General features: G+C 33.3%; 16 protein-coding genes. 11 read left to right on the forward strand and 5 right to left on the reverse strand.

Going from position 1 to position 18662, the window contains the following annotated elements; all coding sequences use genetic code 11:
• Positions 1 to 2: 2 nt before the first annotated feature.
• The 4 genes from AC2D6V_RS00580 to cysQ all read right to left on the reverse strand — a co-directional run bounded on the left by AC2D6V_RS00580 (position 3) and on the right by cysQ (position 2808).
• Positions 3 to 797 carry a polysaccharide biosynthesis/export family protein gene (locus tag AC2D6V_RS00580; protein ID WP_484646107.1) on the reverse strand — a complete coding sequence of 265 codons (795 nt, stop codon included), beginning with the start codon at positions 795 to 797 and terminating at the stop codon, positions 3 to 5.
• Between the two features lie 89 nt (positions 798 to 886).
• The gene (gene cysC / locus AC2D6V_RS00585) at positions 887 to 1483 is read right to left on the reverse strand and encodes an adenylyl-sulfate kinase (protein WP_484646108.1); all 597 of its coding nucleotides are present in this window, start codon (positions 1481 to 1483) and stop codon (positions 887 to 889) included.
• 103 nt (positions 1484 to 1586) lie between these two features.
• Positions 1587 to 2012, reverse strand: coding sequence for a DUF2061 domain-containing protein (locus AC2D6V_RS00590; RefSeq protein ID WP_484646109.1), 426 nt, complete (start codon positions 2010 to 2012; stop codon positions 1587 to 1589).
• The gene (cysQ, locus tag AC2D6V_RS00595) at positions 2002 to 2808 is read right to left on the reverse strand and encodes a 3'(2'),5'-bisphosphate nucleotidase CysQ (protein WP_484646110.1); all 807 of its coding nucleotides are present in this window, start codon (positions 2806 to 2808) and stop codon (positions 2002 to 2004) included. Before cysQ ends, AC2D6V_RS00590 begins: the two co-directional genes overlap by 11 nt.
• A 145-nt stretch (positions 2809 to 2953) precedes the next feature.
• Between cysQ and AC2D6V_RS00600 the strand changes: the two genes are divergently transcribed.
• The 11 genes from AC2D6V_RS00600 to AC2D6V_RS00650 all read left to right on the forward strand — a co-directional run bounded on the left by AC2D6V_RS00600 (position 2954) and on the right by AC2D6V_RS00650 (position 16491).
• The gene (locus tag AC2D6V_RS00600; protein WP_484646111.1) at positions 2954 to 4816 is read left to right on the forward strand and encodes an ABC-F family ATP-binding cassette domain-containing protein; all 1863 of its coding nucleotides are present in this window, start codon (positions 2954 to 2956) and stop codon (positions 4814 to 4816) included.
• Positions 4817 to 4960: 144 nt separating this feature from the next.
• Complete coding sequence (locus tag AC2D6V_RS00605) at positions 4961 to 5251, forward strand: GIY-YIG nuclease family protein (protein ID WP_484646112.1); 291 nt, start codon at positions 4961 to 4963, stop codon at positions 5249 to 5251.
• Positions 5252 to 5469: 218 nt separating this feature from the next.
• The gene (locus tag AC2D6V_RS00610; protein WP_484646113.1) at positions 5470 to 6243 is read left to right on the forward strand and encodes an O-methyltransferase; all 774 of its coding nucleotides are present in this window, start codon (positions 5470 to 5472) and stop codon (positions 6241 to 6243) included.
• Positions 6244 to 6437: 194 nt separating this feature from the next.
• A complete protein-coding gene (locus AC2D6V_RS00615; protein ID WP_484646114.1) occupies positions 6438 to 6737 on the forward strand; it encodes a GIY-YIG nuclease family protein in 300 nt (99 codons plus the stop codon).
• A 534-nt stretch (positions 6738 to 7271) separates the two neighbouring features.
• Positions 7272 to 7844: a cob(I)yrinic acid a,c-diamide adenosyltransferase gene (locus tag AC2D6V_RS00620; protein ID WP_484646115.1), complete on the forward strand. Its 573-nt coding sequence runs from the start codon at positions 7272 to 7274 to the stop codon at positions 7842 to 7844.
• Between the two features lie 300 nt (positions 7845 to 8144).
• A complete protein-coding gene (locus AC2D6V_RS00625) occupies positions 8145 to 8366 on the forward strand; it encodes a DUF2795 domain-containing protein (protein WP_019387375.1) in 222 nt (73 codons plus the stop codon).
• A gap of 328 nt (positions 8367 to 8694) precedes the next feature.
• Positions 8695 to 12048, forward strand: a complete 3354-nt coding sequence (gene secA, locus AC2D6V_RS00630; protein WP_484646116.1) for a preprotein translocase subunit SecA — start codon at positions 8695 to 8697, stop codon at positions 12046 to 12048.
• A gap of 181 nt (positions 12049 to 12229) precedes the next feature.
• Positions 12230 to 13573, forward strand: coding sequence for a GntP family permease (locus AC2D6V_RS00635; RefSeq protein WP_484646117.1), 1344 nt, complete (start codon positions 12230 to 12232; stop codon positions 13571 to 13573).
• A 346-nt stretch (positions 13574 to 13919) separates the two neighbouring features.
• A complete protein-coding gene (locus AC2D6V_RS00640; protein WP_484646118.1) occupies positions 13920 to 14504 on the forward strand; it encodes a YceI family protein in 585 nt (194 codons plus the stop codon).
• A gap of 23 nt (positions 14505 to 14527) precedes the next feature.
• A complete protein-coding gene (locus AC2D6V_RS00645; RefSeq protein ID WP_484646119.1) occupies positions 14528 to 15811 on the forward strand; it encodes a hypothetical protein in 1284 nt (427 codons plus the stop codon).
• Positions 15812 to 15906: 95 nt separating this feature from the next.
• The gene (locus AC2D6V_RS00650; protein WP_484646120.1) at positions 15907 to 16491 is read left to right on the forward strand and encodes a hypothetical protein; all 585 of its coding nucleotides are present in this window, start codon (positions 15907 to 15909) and stop codon (positions 16489 to 16491) included.
• A gap of 70 nt (positions 16492 to 16561) precedes the next feature.
• On the opposite strand, the gene argS is transcribed toward AC2D6V_RS00650, so the two are convergent.
• Positions 16562 to 18346 (reverse strand): arginine--tRNA ligase, encoded by a 1785-nt coding sequence (argS, locus tag AC2D6V_RS00655; RefSeq protein WP_484646121.1) that lies wholly within the window; start codon positions 18344 to 18346, stop codon positions 16562 to 16564.
• Positions 18347 to 18662 lie beyond the last annotated feature (316 nt).

Below are 18662 nucleotides of genomic sequence, written 5' to 3' on the forward strand. Positions count from 1 at the left end.
TCTTAAAGGCGATTAAATAATAAAATTGTAGTGGTAACTAAAGAAAGAATGGTTGCAATAGATCCTAAATTTTGAAGTACCGTAGTTCCGCCCCCTAATGATTTTTGTTTTAACGGCTTTACATATATCATATCGTTAGGCTGAATATAATAATAAGGCGAATTCATAATATTTATATCTGTTAGATCTAAATGATGGATCTTTTGTCCTCCAGGGTATTGCCTAATAAGTAATACGTCCTTTTTATCTCCAGTAATAGGAATGTCTCCAGCATTAGCAATAGCCTCAAAAACATTAACACGATCCTGAAATAAAATTCGTGTGCCTCGAGTTCCAATTTCGCCATTAGTAACATAGCGCAATCCTGTAAGTTTTACAGTAACAAAAATATTAGCCGTTTCTTTAAATTGGTCTTTTAAAAGCTTAACCTTAATAAGTTCTTCAACTTCAAAAGTTGTAAAACCTAATACATTTATCAATCCCAACTCTGGTATGCGGATATTCCCGTGGAGATCAACCGTAAAGCCATCAAAATAAGCGCGCTCGCCAGCGGTAGCATTTAGACTACCCTCCCCTATAGGATTAAAAATTTGAACATTGTCTTGATCGGTCACTTTAATACGAATATTTAAAATATCGTTAATTTGTACCCGATACGGCTTTTGATTTTCCACAATAACTTGAGTGGAATCGGTTGCTGTATTTTTATTCTGTAAATAAATAGTGTCCTTATAAGGAATACAAGATGCCAACAAAACACTTATAAATAAGCATGTAGCAAAAAAAAATCTCTTCATATTGAGGCATGATTGATTAATCACAAATCTACATATTTTTTTGGTTAATGACGAATAGGTAAAACCTAAATAGATAATACCATTCTTCATTATTTTTGTAAACGTATCATCTTACTAATTTTTACATAAATTAAATCTACGGATTCGTCAATAGTATGAAGTTCTGTTAATTCTATATCTGGGTTTATAGGTGCTTCGTAGGGTGCCGAAACACCAGTGAAATTTTTAAGCTCTCCAGCTTGTGCCTTTTTATATAAGCCTTTTACGTCGCGTCGCTCACACTCTTTAAGGCTCGTATTAACAAAAACCTCTATAAAATTATTTGCACCAACGGTTTCTTTTATAAATGTTCTGTCCTTTTTATACGGGGAAATAAAAGCACATAAAACAACAATACCTGCATCAATAAACAATTTTGATATTTCAGCTATCCGCCTGTTGTTTTCAGATCTATCCTCTGGTGAAAAGCCTAAATTTTTATTAATACCTTTTCTAACATTATCGCCATCTAAAACATAGGTATGAATACCTTCATTATATAATCGTTCCTCCAATCTATTTGCCAAAGTAGATTTACCAGCACCCGACAACCCAGTAAAAAAGACCAAAAACGAATGATGCTTATTTAAGGCGCGTCTTTCATCGCATGATATTTTATATGTATGCTTTGTAATATTCTTTTTCATCTGTTTAAATTTTATTGTTTTTTATCGGTCAGATGTAATGCGTCAATAATCATTTCGGTTAGCATCAACTTCTTGTTATGCTTATTTCATAGTTTAATAATAACTAATTCTGTTGATATTTATTTTTACGTCTTTTTTCAATTCCATAATCTAACTTATACCATACACGTTCATGCAGGTAATAAAAAACCATTTTGGTAATAATTTCCACAACACCAATTTTAACTCCTGTTAATGGATTTCCAGTAATAAACCAAGCGAGTAAAATGGTGTCTACTGTCCCAATAATACGCCATGTTATGGTTTTAAGTAAATGTCTTTTATTTTTTTCTCGAACATTACTTTTAAACCAAATACGTTCATGCGTATAATATAATATCATTTTCGTTATACTTTCAAGAAGTCCAATTTTTAAACCCACCAAAGAATCTCCAGAAATAAGCCATGACAATAAAATGGTGTCTAATGTACCTACAACTCGCCAGGTAATGGTTTTTGCTATATGCCTCTTATAAGACTTATCTGCCATTTTTAGAGACTAAAAAATGACTGTTCAATAAATCCTTCCTATTATACAGCATATTTTTCTTGGTTTTCATATCCATAACACCTACCCCCGCAGCTTCACATATAGCTTGACCCGCAGCCGTATCCCATTCCATGGTTGGTGCGAATCTGGGATATATATCAGCTTTACCTTCTGCTACCAAACAAAATTTTAAAGAACTTCCTTTAGACACAATATTAACGGTTTCATATTTTGATTTCAAGTCATTTATAAAATTTAAGGTAGTATCATCAATATGTGATCTGCTTGCAACAATATTTACAACTTCTTTCGAATCTAATGAAGGTCTTATTTTATCTTGTTCTTTGAAAAGTTTGTCTTCATATTGCTCAATATTTTCTAAATATAACTTATAAGCATTCGATTTGGTGGCATCTGTGTAATACAATTCCTTTAATGCTGGCGCATAAATTACGCCTAAAAGAGTAACACCTTTTTCAACTAGCGCAATATTAACTGTAAACTCATCATTCCTTTTAATAAATTCTTTAGTACCATCTAATGGGTCGACAATCCAGCAGCGTTCCCATGTTTTTCTTTCGGAATAATCTATTTGCTTGTTTTCCTCACTAATTATTGGAATATCTGTTTGCTCTAAATACGAATTAATAACTTGATTTGAAGCAACATCTGCCTCTGTTAACGGCGATTGATCTTTTTTATAATCAATAGTAAAATCTAGACTATAAATTTCCATTATTTCATCTCCTGCCTCAAGCGAAGCCTTTATAGCAACATTTAGTAGTTCTTTTAACATAGTAATTTCATATAGATGCCCCCAATCAATAAAGACATTTTTGGTGTTTTGGGTTTAAACAAAGATTAAAAAAATTAAAAACCTAAACAACTGCTCTTAGTTTACTTGTTCATACATTTTTTCCGTTATTTGCAAAAAACTACCTTTGAATTACCTCACAGTAGAAAATATAGCAAAATCTTACGGCGAACTTGTTCTTTTTGAAGACCTTTCTTTTAGCGTGCATAAAGACCATAAAATAGCATTTGTTGCTAAAAATGGCACTGGAAAAACATCCATTTTGAACATGCTTTCTGGCGACGACCAACCAGACTCTGGAACTATTGTGTATAGAAAAGATATAAAAGTGTCCTTTCTATCTCAAGACCCAAAATTTGATAATACCCTTACTATTGAAGACAGCATTCTAGCTAGTGACAATCCTATTTTAAAAATAATTTCAAATTACGAAAAAGCGCTTTTAAACCCTGAAGATACCGAGGTCTACCAAGATGCTTTCGACGCCATGGAACGCAATCAAGCTTGGGATTTCGAAACATTGTACAAACAAATACTCTTTAAACTCAAATTAGATAACCTCGATCAAAAAGTTAGTACGCTTTCTGGCGGACAAAAAAAGCGCCTTGCTTTAGCCAATGCCCTTATAAACAAACCAGATTTATTAATATTGGACGAACCTACCAACCATTTAGATTTAGAAATGATTGAGTGGTTAGAATCTTTTTTTGCTAAAGAAAACATAACGCTATTCATGGTAACACACGATCGTTATTTTTTAGAGCGCGTTTGTAACGAAATTATTGAATTAGACGAAGGACAACTGTACAGCTACAAAGGCAACTACTCCTATTACCTGGAAAAGCGTGATGCGCGTATTGAGCGTGATGCTGTAGAAACAGGTAAAGCAAAACAGTTATTTAAAAAAGAGCTGACCTGGATGCGTCGACAACCTAAAGCGCGAACCACGAAATCTAAATCTAGAATTAACGATTTTGCCGATATAAAGCACCGGGCACACCAACGAAGAAACGACCATGAAGTCCAGTTAGAACTTAATATGGAACGCCTTGGGAGTAAAATTCTAGAATTCCACAAGGTTTCCAAAGCGTTTAAAGACAAAACCATTCTTAACAGTTTCGATTACACGTTTAAAAAAGGAGAACGCGTTGGTATCATTGGAAAAAATGGTACTGGTAAAACCACCTTTTTAAATATTTTAACCCATACCGACCAACCAGATTCTGGAAAAGTGGTTAAAGGGGATACCGTAAAGTTTGGTTATTACACACAAGATGGTATTACTATAAAACCTGAGCAAAAGGTTATTGATGTAATTAAAGAGTTTGGGGATTACATTCCACTTAAAAAAGGGCGTCAAATTTCTGCACAACAACTACTAGAACGTTTTTTATTTAGCAGAAAAAAGCAATATGATTTTGTTGAAAAACTAAGTGGTGGCGAGCGTAAGCGCCTGTATTTATGTACTGTATTAATTCAGAATCCAAACTTCTTAATTCTAGATGAGCCTACAAACGACTTAGATATTGTAACCTTAAATGTTTTAGAAAGTTTTTTACTAGATTTTCCTGGATGCATTATTGTCGTATCTCACGACCGTTATTTTATGGATAAAGTTGTCGATCACTTATTTATTTTTCAAGGCGAAGGTATAATTGAAGATTTCCCTGGAAATTATAGTGATTATCGCGTTTATGAAGATAGTCAACCTGTTATTTCAACTACCTCGGAAGACAAAAAAGACAAACAGTCTTGGAAACAGAATGAAGCCTCTAAGCTCTCATACAACGAAGAAAAAGAATTGAAGAATATAGAGAGTAAACTGAATGCTTTGACTTACGACAAGAAAGAACTCGAGTCTAAATTTAATAATCCAGATTTATCTCAAGAAGACATAAACAAACTTTCTGAAGAACTACAAGCTATAATTGTAACGATTGATACTAAAGAAGCACGTTGGTTTGAGTTATCGTCTAAGTTGGAAGAATGACTTCTCGATACAATGCTCCTGCGTCGCATCACTCGAAGTGACAGCATAGATTCTTGTCACTTAATTAATAGTTAATGTCAGTTCGAGTGAAATTCTGAGGTAGGAAGAATTTAGTATCGAGAACCTAATGAAAGGATTTTAAAAATGAAAATATATTACGTTTACATTCTTAAATGCTCAGATAAAACTTATTACACAGGTATCACATATAATTTAACTAAGCGCATAAAAGAACACAAAGCAGGAAAACACATAGACAGTTATACTTTTAAACGTAGACCCGTAACTTTAGAGTTTTATGCAGAATTCACTAATGTTGAACAAGCTATCGATACCGAAAAACAAATAAAAAAATGGTCGAGAGCAAAAAAGCAAGCGCTTATTAACGGTGATTTTGAAAAGCTACCTAACTTAGCTAAAAAGAAATTTAAATAATCATAATGTTCTCGATACAATGCTCCTGCGTCGCATCACTCGAACAGACAGTTCGTTAAAAAAATTGTCGTTCAACTGTCCAGGTAGTTCAGGACAAAATTACACGAAGTGCCATGAAAAGTTAGTTGTCAGTTCGAGTGAAATTCTGAGGCACTAAGAATTTAGTATCGAGAACCAAAAATATCGAGAACCAAAAGTATCGAGAACAAATCAAAATAATGTTTTACCAAATAAAACAATACATAAAATTCCTTTTCAAATCAACCAACCAACATGGAGTGCACTCCCCTTTTGTTTATGCTTTGATAACTAAATGCCTTTATGACAACACGCACTACTCAGATTATAACAAGATTTTAAAGTACCGTAAATCATTACTTAAGAATAATGCTCGAATTAAAGTAACCGATTTAGGTGCAGGGTCTCATGTAATGAAACAACAAGACCGAAGCATATCTAATTTGGCGAAAAACGCAGGTACGACCAATAAAAGAGCACAACTTTTATACCGCCTTATCGCCTATTTTAAACCCACAAACATATTAGAATTAGGAACTTCATTAGGAATTGCAACGTACACCATGCGATTAGGAAATACTAAGTCTAATATCACCACCATAGAAGGCTGTCCTAATATTTCGGAATTTGCTTCAGAGCAATTTCTTAAATCTAAAATAAAGAATATTCATTTAATTAATGGTGATTTTAATAATGAAATTAAAGCGCTTACTTCCAATAAATATGACTTTATATTCTTTGATGGTAATCATCAAAAAGAGGCTACACTTCACTATTTTGAATCTTTATTAGAGACGGCAAATAACAATTCTGTTTGGATTTTCGATGACATCTACTGGTCGAAAGGAATGACAGAAGCTTGGGAGATCATAAAGCAGCACCCAAAAGTAACCGTGACTGTTGACGTCTTTAATTGGGGAATTGTATTTTTTAGAAAAGAACAGGAGAAGGAGCATTTTGTTATTAGGGTTTAGTTGTCATTCTGAGGGAGGCACGACCGTAAGAATCTGTTTAATGAAATAAACAAACTTTATCAATAAATTCTGTAAAGAAGAAGATTGCTACGTCACTTCGTTCCTCACAATGACATTATGTTTATTATCTTCCGTCATTCTGAGGGAGGAACGACCGTAAGAATCTGTTTAATGAATAGAATTAAATTTCATTTATGAAACAATCATACGTTTACATTTTAACAAATAAGAACAATACCGTTTTGTACACAGGGGTTACTAGTGATTTAACAAAGCGTATATATCAGCATAAATCAAAAACCTTTAAAGGTTTTGCAGCTAAATACAACTGTGAAAAGCTAATCTATATTGAAACCCTAGACTCAATTGAAATGGCCATTGAAAGAGAAAAACAAATTAAAAATTACAAACGCTATAAAAAGCTTAACTTAATTGAGCAAGATAACCCAGAATGGAAAGATTTGTCTGATGGGTGGTTATTTTATTTTAATTAGCACCTAATTTGATGAGATTGTTACGTCATTCTGAGGGAGGCACGACCGTAAGAATCTGTTTAATGAAATAAACAAACTTTATCAATAAGTTCTGTAAAGAAGAGATTGCTACGTCACTTTGTTCCTCACAATGACGTTATGTTTATTATCTTTCGTCATTCTGAGGGAGGCACGACCGTAAGAATCTGTTTAATGAAATAAACAAACTTTATCAATAAGTTCTGTAAAGAAGAGATTGCTACGTCACTTTGTTCCTCACAATGACGTTATGTTTATTATCTTTCGTCATTCTGATGGAGGCACGACTAAAGAATCTACTTAATTAAATAGACAAACTTTATCAACAAGTTCTGTAAAGAAGGAGATTGCTACCTCACTTCGTTCTTTACAATGACGATTTATAAATTGTCATTTCTCACCTTGAAAAGAAGATTAAATGACTGTGAGATTCTTCGATGTACTCTGAATGACAAAAAACACTTTGAATTAAAATTCATAACAAAATGTTTTACTTTTAATTATTAACTTTGAGCTATGAAAATCTACACAAAAACAGGGGATAAAGGCACAACTGCTTTATTTGGCGGCACAAGAGTGCCGAAACATCATATAAGAATTGAAAGCTACGGAACTGTAGATGAGCTAAATTCTCATCTAGGATTGATTCGCGATCAAGATATACATCAAGATTATAAAGATTTAATAATGCGAATTCAAGATAGACTCTTTACTGTAGGAGCTATTTTAGCAACAGATCCTGAAAAAGCCATTTTAAAAAATGGGAAAGAACGCCTAAATATTCAGAAAATAACTACTGAAGATATAGAACGTCTCGAAAAAGAAATGGATAAAATGAATGATGCTTTGCCTCCTATGACTCATTTTGTGCTTCCTGGAGGGCATCAAACGGTGTCATTCTGTCACATTGCACGTTGCGTCTGTAGACGTGCAGAGCGATTAGCTTCGGCATTAAATGAAATTGAACCATTTGAATCGAACGCCTTAACCTATCTAAACCGCCTTTCTGACTACCTTTTTGTGTTGGCACGAAAGTTGTCCAGTGACTTACAAGCAAATGAAGTTAAATGGATTCCTGAAAAAATATAAACTCTTCAGAATTTTAATTAACAACTGTAATTATTAACATCGCAGAAATAATTTGCAAGAATTTAGATTACAAAGAAATACGTTCTTTTAATTTTTGATTAAATGAGATTAAAAACCTATTGAATAATTTGAGATATATTCATTAAGGTTTTAAGCGAAAGCGAAGCAATTGATATTCTAAAAAATCTTTTAATTTTTTATTTAAAAGAATTAAAAATTAAAAGAATATGAAATAATTCATTTTTTTCTTGTGTGTTTAAACTAAAAAATTATTTTTGCAAAAAATTAAACGCATAAAGCATGTATTGGACTTTAGAATTAGCATCTTATTTAAGTGATGCACCATGGCCAGCAACAAAAGACGAATTAATAGATTACGCTATTAGAACGGGTGCTCCTTTGGAGGTTGTTGAAAATTTACAATCTATAGAAGACGAAGGTGATTCGTATGATTCTATAGAAGAAATCTGGTCTGATTATCCAACTGACGAAGATTATCTTTGGAATGAAGATGAATATTAAATAAAAGCATAAAGAATAGTTAAAAAGTCTCAATTTGAGGCTTTTTTTTTATCCTAATCTTAGAGTCTGTTTAAGAATTTGTGATTAGAATTTTTATAGGCTATTTTTGAGGGAGTATGAGGCAAAATTTTTAAGCATAGCCGCAGCTACGGTTCAAAATTTTAACGAAATAACGCCCAAAAAAAGGCGCAAAAAAATAATTGACTAATTTTTAAACAGGCTCTTAATAAATAAGCCCAACAAAATGTATCTTTGAGTGCTTTAAAAAGCACTTAAGAATTAACGACATAACCTAGGTCAGTCCTAGTTAAATATAAAATATAGATATATGAGTTTTTTAGATTCAGTCCTAAAAGTTTTTGTAGGAGACAAATCAAAACAAGACGTCAAAGCTATTTCGCCACTAGTTGATGAAATAAAAACCTTTGAATCTGCCATTGAAGCCTTATCGCATGACGAATTAAGGGGAAAAACATTCGAATTTAAGGCTAAAATTGCCGAAGCTACAAAAGACATTAATGAGCAAATTTCTAATCTTTTAGAAGAAGCAGAAAACACAGAAGACATCGATAGGCGCGAGGATATTTATCAAGACATCGATAAACTTAGAGATGATATTTATGTGGTTACTGAAGATGTTTTAAAGACTATTCTACCTGAAGCGTTTGCGGTGGTTAAAGAAACAGCTAAACGTTTTGTAAACAACACTGAAATTAAGGTTAAGGCAAATGAGTTTGACCGAACCTTATCTGGCGATAAAACATATGTAACCCTTGATGGTGATAATGCTATATGGGCAAATTCTTGGGATGCCGCAGGAAAACCAATTACTTGGGACATGGTGCATTACGATGTTCAATTAATAGGTGGTATTGCATTGCATCAAGGTAAAATTGCCGAAATGCAAACTGGTGAAGGTAAAACCTTAGTAGCTACACTTCCAGTATATTTAAATGCATTAGCTGAAAAAGGTGTGCATCTAGTAACAGTTAACGACTACTTAGCAAAACGTGATAGCGCGTGGATGGCACCAATTTTTGAGTTTCACGGCATGAGTGTTGATTGTATAGATTACCATCAACCAAATTCCGATGCACGTAAAAAAGCCTATAACGCTGATATTACTTATGGAACTAATAACGAATTTGGATTCGATTATTTACGTGATAATATGGCGCATTCTCCAGACGACTTGGTACAACGCCCACATCATTATGCTATAGTCGATGAGGTCGATTCCGTATTGGTTGATGATGCACGAACACCGTTAATTATTTCTGGCCCTATTCCTAAAGGTGACCGTCATGAGTTTAATGAATTAAAACCAAAAGTTGAGGATATTGTTTCGGTGCAACGTAAATATTTAACTGGCGTTTTAGCCGAAGCTAAAAAACTAATTAAAGAGGGTGACGCTAAAGAAGGTGGTATCCAATTACTACGTGTATACCGCGGTATTCCTAAAAATAAAGCGCTAATCAAGTTTTTATCTGAAGAAGGTGTGAAGCAATTACTTCAGAAAACTGAAAACTTTTACATGCAGGACAATAACCGTGAGATGCCAAAGGTTGATGCCGAATTATACTATGTTATTGAAGAAAAAAACAATCAGATTGAATTAACCGATAAGGGTATTGAATATCTTTCTGGAAAAGACAATCCGAACTTTTTCGTAATGCCGGAAATAGGTTTAGAAGTTGCGAAGATTGAAAATCAAGGCCTTTCTGTTGAAGATGAAGCGAATTTAAAAGAAGAGTTGTTTAAAGAGTTTGGTGTAAAATCAGAACGTATTCATACACTTAATCAGCTTTTAAAAGCTTATGCTTTGTTTGAAAAAGACACCCAATATGTGGTAATGGAAAACAAAGTAATGATTGTTGATGAGCAAACTGGTCGTATTATGGATGGGCGTCGTTATTCTGACGGGCTCCACCAAGCGATTGAAGCGAAAGAAAATGTAAAAATTGAAGACGCGACCCAAACTTTTGCGACTGTAACACTCCAAAATTACTTTAGAATGTACCGCAAACTTTCTGGTATGACAGGTACTGCGGTAACAGAAGCCGGTGAGTTTTGGGAAATATATAAGCTAGATGTGGTTGAAATTCCAACCAATCGCCCTATAGCTCGTGATGATAAAGAAGATTTAGTTTATAAAACGAAGCGTGAAAAATACAATGCGGTTATTGATGATGTTACAAATTTATCGCAAGCTGGACGCCCAGTATTAATTGGTACGACTTCGGTAGAGATTTCTGAGTTGCTCGGTAAAATGCTAAGTATTCGTAAAATACCTCACAACGTATTAAATGCTAAGCAGCATAAAAAGGAAGCTGAAATTGTAGACCAAGCGGGCAAAAATGGACAAGTTACTATTGCTACCAATATGGCTGGTCGTGGTACCGATATTAAATTAAGTGACGAAGTGAAAGCCGCTGGTGGTTTAGCCATTGTAGGAACAGAACGTCATGATTCGCGTCGTGTAGACAGACAGTTACGTGGTCGTGCAGGTCGTCAAGGAGATCCAGGAAGCTCACAATTTTACGTTTCCCTTGAAGATAACTTGATGCGTTTATTTGGTTCTGAGCGTATTGCAAAAATGATGGATAAAATGGGATTAAAAGAAGGCGAAGTAATTCAGCATTCTATGATTTCAAAATCTATTGAGCGTGCACAGAAAAAAGTTGAAGAAAACCAGTTTGGTGTTCGTAAGCGATTGTTAGAATATGATGATGTCATGAACGCACAGCGTGAAGTGGTTTATAAACGTCGATATAATGCCCTAAACGGAGAACGTCTTCGTGTGGATTTAGCAAATATGATTTTCGACACTTCGGAAGGTATTGCAGAAACTAATAAAGCCGCTAACGATTATAAGAACTTTGAGTTTGAATTGATTCGTTATTTCTCAATGAGTTCTCCTGTTACCGAAGAAGAATTCGGAAAGCTATCAGAACAAGAAATAACTTCGAAAATATACAAAGCAGCTTTTGAGCATTACAGAGAAAAAATGGCCCGTAATGCTGACATTGCTTTCCCTGTTATTAAGAATGTATATGAAACGCAGCGCGATAAATTCAAACGAATAGTTGTTCCTTTTACCGATGGTGTTAAGAGCTTAAATGTAGTTACAGATCTTGAAAAAGCTTATGAAACAAATGGTAAACAATTAATTACCGATTTCGAAAAGAACATTACACTCGCCATTATTGACGATGCGTGGAAAACGCATTTACGTAAAATGGATGAATTAAAACAGTCGGTGCAATTAGCGGTTCATGAGCAAAAAGATCCGCTTCTAATATATAAATTCGAAGCTTTTGAGTTATTTAAAAGCATGATTGATCAAGTGAATAAGGATGTGATTTCCTTCTTATTTAAAGGAGAATTGCCTCAGGAAACACAAGATACCATTCAAGAAGCCCGAGCTAGAAAGAAGGAGAAGCTTAACGTACAAAAAGACGAAATTCCAAATTTAGATGAACGTTCGGCTCAAAACCGAGCCGCTGGTAATACACAACGCAATCAGGAAGTAGTTGAAACCATTGTTCGCGATAGACCGAAAATTGGACGTAACGACCGTGTTACTATTAAACACGTTATGAATGGCGAAAACAAAACTGTTAAGTATAAACAAGCAGAACCATTAATTGCGAAAGGTGAATGGGTTTTGGTTGAAGATTAACCCATAGCTGTAAAGCAGTAAAGCAGTAAAGCAGTAAATATAATAATTTTAAAGTCCCGATAGTTTTTAAAGCTAACGGGATTTTTTGTTATTATTACTAAATGGGTAGAAATTGTAATATATTTAGAACTAATAATATTTCTAGCACATCGCAAACCTTACCTTTTAATTGATTTCTAGCATGATAGACTTTACTCTAATTACAGCAGTTCTAACAGGAATTATTATTTTACTCATACTTGTATTAAGATTAAAAATACAAGCTTTTATTGCCTTACTAATAGCCAGTATTTCAGTTGGAATTGTAGCCGGAATGCCACCACAAACGATTATTAGAACTATGCAAGAAGGGATGGGAAGCACACTTGGTTTTGTTGCATTAGTTGTAGGCTTAGGCGCCATGTTTGGCGCTATATTAGAGCATTCTGGGGGTGCCGAAGCACTAGCCAATTATTTGTTAAACAAGTTTGGAGAAAAACGTGCATCTTGGGCATTAATGCTCACAGGCTTTTTTGTAGCAATTCCAGTTTTTTTTGATGTGGCATTTATCATATTAGTACCACTTATATATTCTTTACAGAGAAAAACAAAAAAATCACTTCTACTTTATGCTATTCCATTATTGGCAGGATTAGCAATAACACATTCATTTATTCCTCCAACGCCTGGACCAGTAGCAGTGGCCGATATATTAAATGCCGATTTAGGATGGGTAATATTATTTGGTTTCATTGTAGGCATACCGACCGCTATTGTAAGTGGCCCCATATTTGCAAAATATATTTCTAATAAAATTTATATTGAAGCACCAAAATTGAATCCAGAATCTACCAAAGCAGCTAGTTATCCTGCAGTTGGATTAATACTTTCTATTATTGGGATTCCTATTGTATTAATAGTTGGAAACACATTACTTAATAGTCCTTTACTAGATAGTTTTAATATTTCTGAAAAAGTAAAATTATGGCTAAAAATGGTTGGTCACCCATTTACTGCATTGATAATAGCTAATATGGTTGCCTGGTATGTCTTAGGAATTCGCAGAAAAACTACTAAGACTATTTTATTGAATATATCGACAGCATCCATGGCTCCGGCCGGAATTATTATATTACTAACTGGAGCGGGTGGCGTTTTTAAACAAATGCTTGTGAACACCAAAACAGGTGAAATGTTGGCCACATATTTTGCTGATAAAGGTATAAGTATTCTAGTCTTCGCTTTTTTGGCCGCTGTTCTTGTTCGAGTTCTACAAGGATCTGCAACTGTTGCAATGATTACAGCTGCGGGACTTACTGCACCTTTACTATTAACCGATGTTACCGAAATTGATCGTGCTCTCTTAGTCATTGCAATTGCATCTGGAGCATCAATAATGTCTCATGTAAACGATAGCGGATTTTGGCTTGTAAGTAAATATTTAGGTCTAACTGAAAAACAAACTTTTAAAAGTTGGACCGTAATGACTACTATTTTAGCTTTAGTAGGTTTTTGTTCTGTATTTGTTATATCTCTTTTCTTCTGACTATTAATTCTTTAAAAATTTAAAACCAAATTCAAACCATTCACTTAATAGTAGAATTCAATTTTACATAAGTGTATTAAGGTCATTACTTACACATGATAGATTAAAAGGTCATCGCGCTTTTATTAAATTTAATTCTTCTCACTTTATAATAAGATTCGTAATTATTTAGCAACATCTACTATAATGTATGCTCTAAATCTATTGAATATTTTTCATCAATAAGCTATTATACCTAAATAAATCTCAATAATTATTGAATATAATTACACTAATTAATAATATGACAAAAGTCATTTTAATATGGATTATTAAGATTGACCTTTGTATAAATAAAAATAAGATCATGAAAATGCTTTTAAAACGCAACATCATAATACAGCTATTTGTTATAGGATTTTTATTTCAAACTAGCAGTGCTCAAAATTTTGAACTAGTTCCAGAAGAATCCAAACTAATTATAAACGGTACCTCTAATCTACATGATTGGACTATTACTTCTAATTCATGTAGAGGTACTATAACTTTTAATGATATAGATAAATGTTCGATTAATAGTTTAAAATTTGAAGTACCTCCAATCTCTTTAAAGAGTGGTAAAAAAGGAATGGATAAAAACACTTACAAGGCATTAAAAACAGATGAATTTAAAAATATAAAGTTTCTATTAACAGAAGTTACAACTTTAAATAATAGCGACCCAAACAATTATAGTATAGAGGTTAAAGGAGATTTATCCATCATGGAAAACACTAAAAAAATCTTATTGAAGAATAATATTCTATTAAACAATGACCATGTATGCATTGAAGGTTCTAAAAAGATAAAGATGACAGATTTTGGTGTTGAACCACCAAAAGCTCTTTTCGGAACAATTACTACTGGCGATGAAATTACAATTGATTACAAATTAAATTTTAAAACTATATAACAACCACAATTAATTCAAATACTATGAAAACAATGTATAAAAATGCGTTAATCGCAATTATTTTAATGGTGAGTTTCACCATGAATGCTCAAAATAGGCAATTAGATAATTTTAGATCACCTGACAAAAACGGCATTAACGTTTTTGAAACCCCAAAAGACACAGTAAGCACATTTGAAAATGTAAAAGTACGTGTTGGTGGGTCATCAACCCTTCAATATCAAGCATTGGATCACGAAAACTCTGGCGCTGTGGAATTAGCAAATATTGGTGCTAACTTTAATTTAGCAACTGCTAATTTAGATTTAGATGTTGCTTTGGCAAAAGGTGTTCGTATGCACTTACGTACTTATTTATCATCCCGTCACCATCCAGAACCTTATGTAAAGGGTGGCTATTTTCAAATTGATAATTTAGACTTTATTAGCGAGGGTTTTTTAGAGAATTTCATGAAACATGCTACTCTAAAAATCGGTCATATGGAAAACAACTATGGTGATGCCCATTTTAGGAGAACTGATAACTCTCAGGCAATTTATAATCCGTTTGTTGGCAACTTGATAATGGATGCGTTTACTACAGAAGTAGGTGCAGAATTATACTACTATGGAGACAGTGGTTTTTTTGGAATGTTAGGTATCGCTAACGGCAAATTAAACCAATCAACAGAAGACCCATTAAGGAGAGGAACAACTGACTACACAAGCGATTTAACTGGTGGTGCTTCTCTTTTAGCAAAACTAGGTTACGATAAGCAATTTAATGAAGAATTCAGATTCCGATTGACTGGTTCTATATATAACACGGGATTTACTCCAAACTTATATCTATATTCTGCAGACAGGACTGGCTCAAGATATTACCACGTAATGGAACCTGTAGCATCATCTGGTTTTAGATCAGGAAGATTTAGTCCTGACATCAGAAATAGTGTTACTGCTATTATGATAAACCCATTCTTTAAGTATGGAGGCTTGGAGTTTTTCGGAACTGTTGAAACTGTATCTGGTAAATCGACTGGAGATTCAGATACTAGAGCAACAACCCAAGTTGCAGGTGAACTAATTTACAGGTTTGGTGAATCAGAAAATTTCTACTTAGGATCTAGATATAATAATGTAAACTCAGAACAAGCTTCTGGTAACGATGTAAGTATAAATAGATTTCAACTCGGCGCTGGTTGGTTTATGACTAAGAACATACTCCTCAAGGCTGAATATATGAGTCAAAGTTATAATGACTTTTCAGGAATCTTAGAGGATGGTAAGTTCAATGGCCTTATGGTTGAAGCTGTTATAAGTTTCTAAGGTAATTTATATTACTTTTGATTAAGTCTTGGTGTGAAAAAAATGACTCTAATATTTTAATTTACACCAAGGCTTATCCCTATAAATAAAATAAAATGAACAGATTTTTTGCATATATAATGATACTGCTAATGTTTAGCTTTAATGATTATTCAGACATTAGAGAAACTTTCGTGGTTATTACGCCTTCTAGTAAAGTAGAAATAAAGGGGAAGACAAATATTAACAAGTTTAATTGCTATTTTGATTGTTCAAACATTAAGAATCCCATCCCAATTAGCTACCAATTTAATGACACAAATATGTTATTTCATAATACTAAATTGATATTACAAAACTCTTGTTTTGATTGCAGAAATAACGGAATGAACAAGGATTTTTATAACTTACTTAATTCTGATATACATCCTTCAATTATGATGGAGTTAGTATCTGTTAAAAAACAGGACCTAAATACAAATTTTAATGCCCTTGTAAATATTGAATTATCAGGTGTTAAAAAATCTTATTACATACCAGTTATAATAGAAAAAAATGAGTCGATTTCCATTAGTGGCTCGATTAAATTAAATATATGTGATTTTAATTTAGACCCACCGACCAAAGCATTAGGTTTAATAGTAGTAAATGAAGAAATAGAAATTATGCTACAATTGGAGGTCAAAGAACAAATAAATTAGTGCCTTAAATATTTAATCTCTTATAAAGCTCAAACAGAAAGCCTTCAATTACTATTAATTATTAGTTTTACTACATTCGTTCGGGAACCTCAATCCCTAAAACATTAAAAGCATTCTTAATAGTTAAAGCTACTTTATTAGAAAGTTCTATTCTAAATATCTTTTCATTTTCAGAATCTGCGCCTAAAATGGATACGTTCTGATAAAACGAATTAAATTCTTTAACTAAATCGTATGTGTAATTAGCAATTATCGCTGGACTATGTTGTGCTGCAGCGTTTTGTATAACTTCTGGAAAAAACTGTAATTGCTTTATAAGTTCACGCTCTTTAATATGCAGAGACATTTCGGTCACGCTGAATGTGGCATTAGAATCTAAATTGGCCTTTCTTAGAATAGACTGAATTCTAGCGTAAGTATATTGAATAAAAGGCCCTGTATTCCCTTGAAAATCAATAGACTCTTTTGGATTAAACAAAATACGCTTCTTTGGGTCTACTTTTAAAATGTAATACTTTAAGGCCCCTAAGCCAATTGTTTTATATAATGCTTGTTTTTCTTCACCGCTATATCCCTCAAGTTTTCCTAATTCTTCCGAAATCTCTTCAGCAGTTTTAGCCATCTCATCAATTAAATCGTCTGCATCAACAACGGTTCCTTCTCGGCTTTTCATTTTTCCGCTAGGTAAATCTACCATCCCATAACTTAAATGATACAAGTTTTTAGCCCATTCGAAACCTAGTTTTTTAAGAATTAAAAACAATACTTTAAAGTGATAGTCCTGCTCATTTCCAACGGTATAGACCATACCTCCTACATCTGGAAAATCTTTAATTCGTTGAATGGCTGTCCCAATATCTTGAGTCATATATACTGCTGTACCATCGGAACGCTGCACAATTTTTTTATCGAGACCATCTTCAGTTAAATCGCACCAAATAGAGCCATCGGCTTCTTTTACAAAAACACCTGATTTTAGACCTGCATCAACAAACTCTTTACCCAATAAATAGGTGTTACTTTCGTAGTACAAGGTATCAAAATCGACACCTAGGTTTTTATAAGTTTCATTAAAGCCTTCATATACCCAAGCATTCATTTTTTTCCAAAGTGCAACGACTTCATCATCTCCAGCCTCCCATTTACGAAGCATGTCTTGTGCTTCAACTAAAATTGGCGCATTTTTTTTCGCGGCATCTTCACCTTTTCCTTGGGCAATTAAACTTTGTATTTCCTTCTTATACTCCTGGTCAAACTTCACATAATAATTCCCAACTAGCTTATCTCCTTTTAAGCCAGTGTTTTTTGGAGTTTCTCCATTTCCAAAACGCTCCCAAGCTAACATACTTTTACAAATATGAATACCACGGTCGTTAATAATTTGCGTTTTATAAACTTTCTTGCCAGCTGCTTTTAAAATTTCGGCAACGCTATATCCTAGAAGATTATTTCTAACATGACCCAAATGCAATGGTTTATTGGTGTTAGGTGAGGAATACTCGACCATAACAGCCTTGTCCCCTTGTCTAGGTTTAACAAATCCGTAGTTATTATCGTCCTTTATAGAATTGAAGAAATTGATATAGTAGGTATCATCAATTTCGATATTTAAAAATCCTTTTACAGCATTAAATCCTTTAACCTCATCGACATTATCCACTAAATAATTACCAATGGCCTCACCCATTTGTAATGGATTTCCTTTGACATATCTTAGCATTGGAAAAATAACTACCGTAATATCACCTGCAAATTCCTTACGCGTTGCTTGAAATTCAACAGTTGAAATATCAACTTTATAATTCTCTAAAACAGCTTGCTTTACTTGATAATTTATAGTCTCTTGAAGGCTCATTAACAGTCACTTTTTACGTGTGCAAATATAGAATATTTATTACTTTATAGCTTTCAAATGATTGCTAAAAGAAGATCAAGAATTTATTTCAAAAAATAAAATGGTCAGCAATTAACCAAAAAAGCTAAAATTCTATCTTTGAAGCACTTATGATTGAAGAAATATTAGCACCTTTCGTAAGTAAAAGTGTTGTTTTTCCATGATTTATGCCGTTAATCTATTCATCGGTTTTTCGCTAAAATTTCATGCTCATTTCATCTAATTTATTGGTAGTAAAACCTAGAAATTAGTTTTTAATAGAGGTTTTCGACACTTT

This window comes from Algibacter sp. YIN40 (assembly GCF_057219435.1).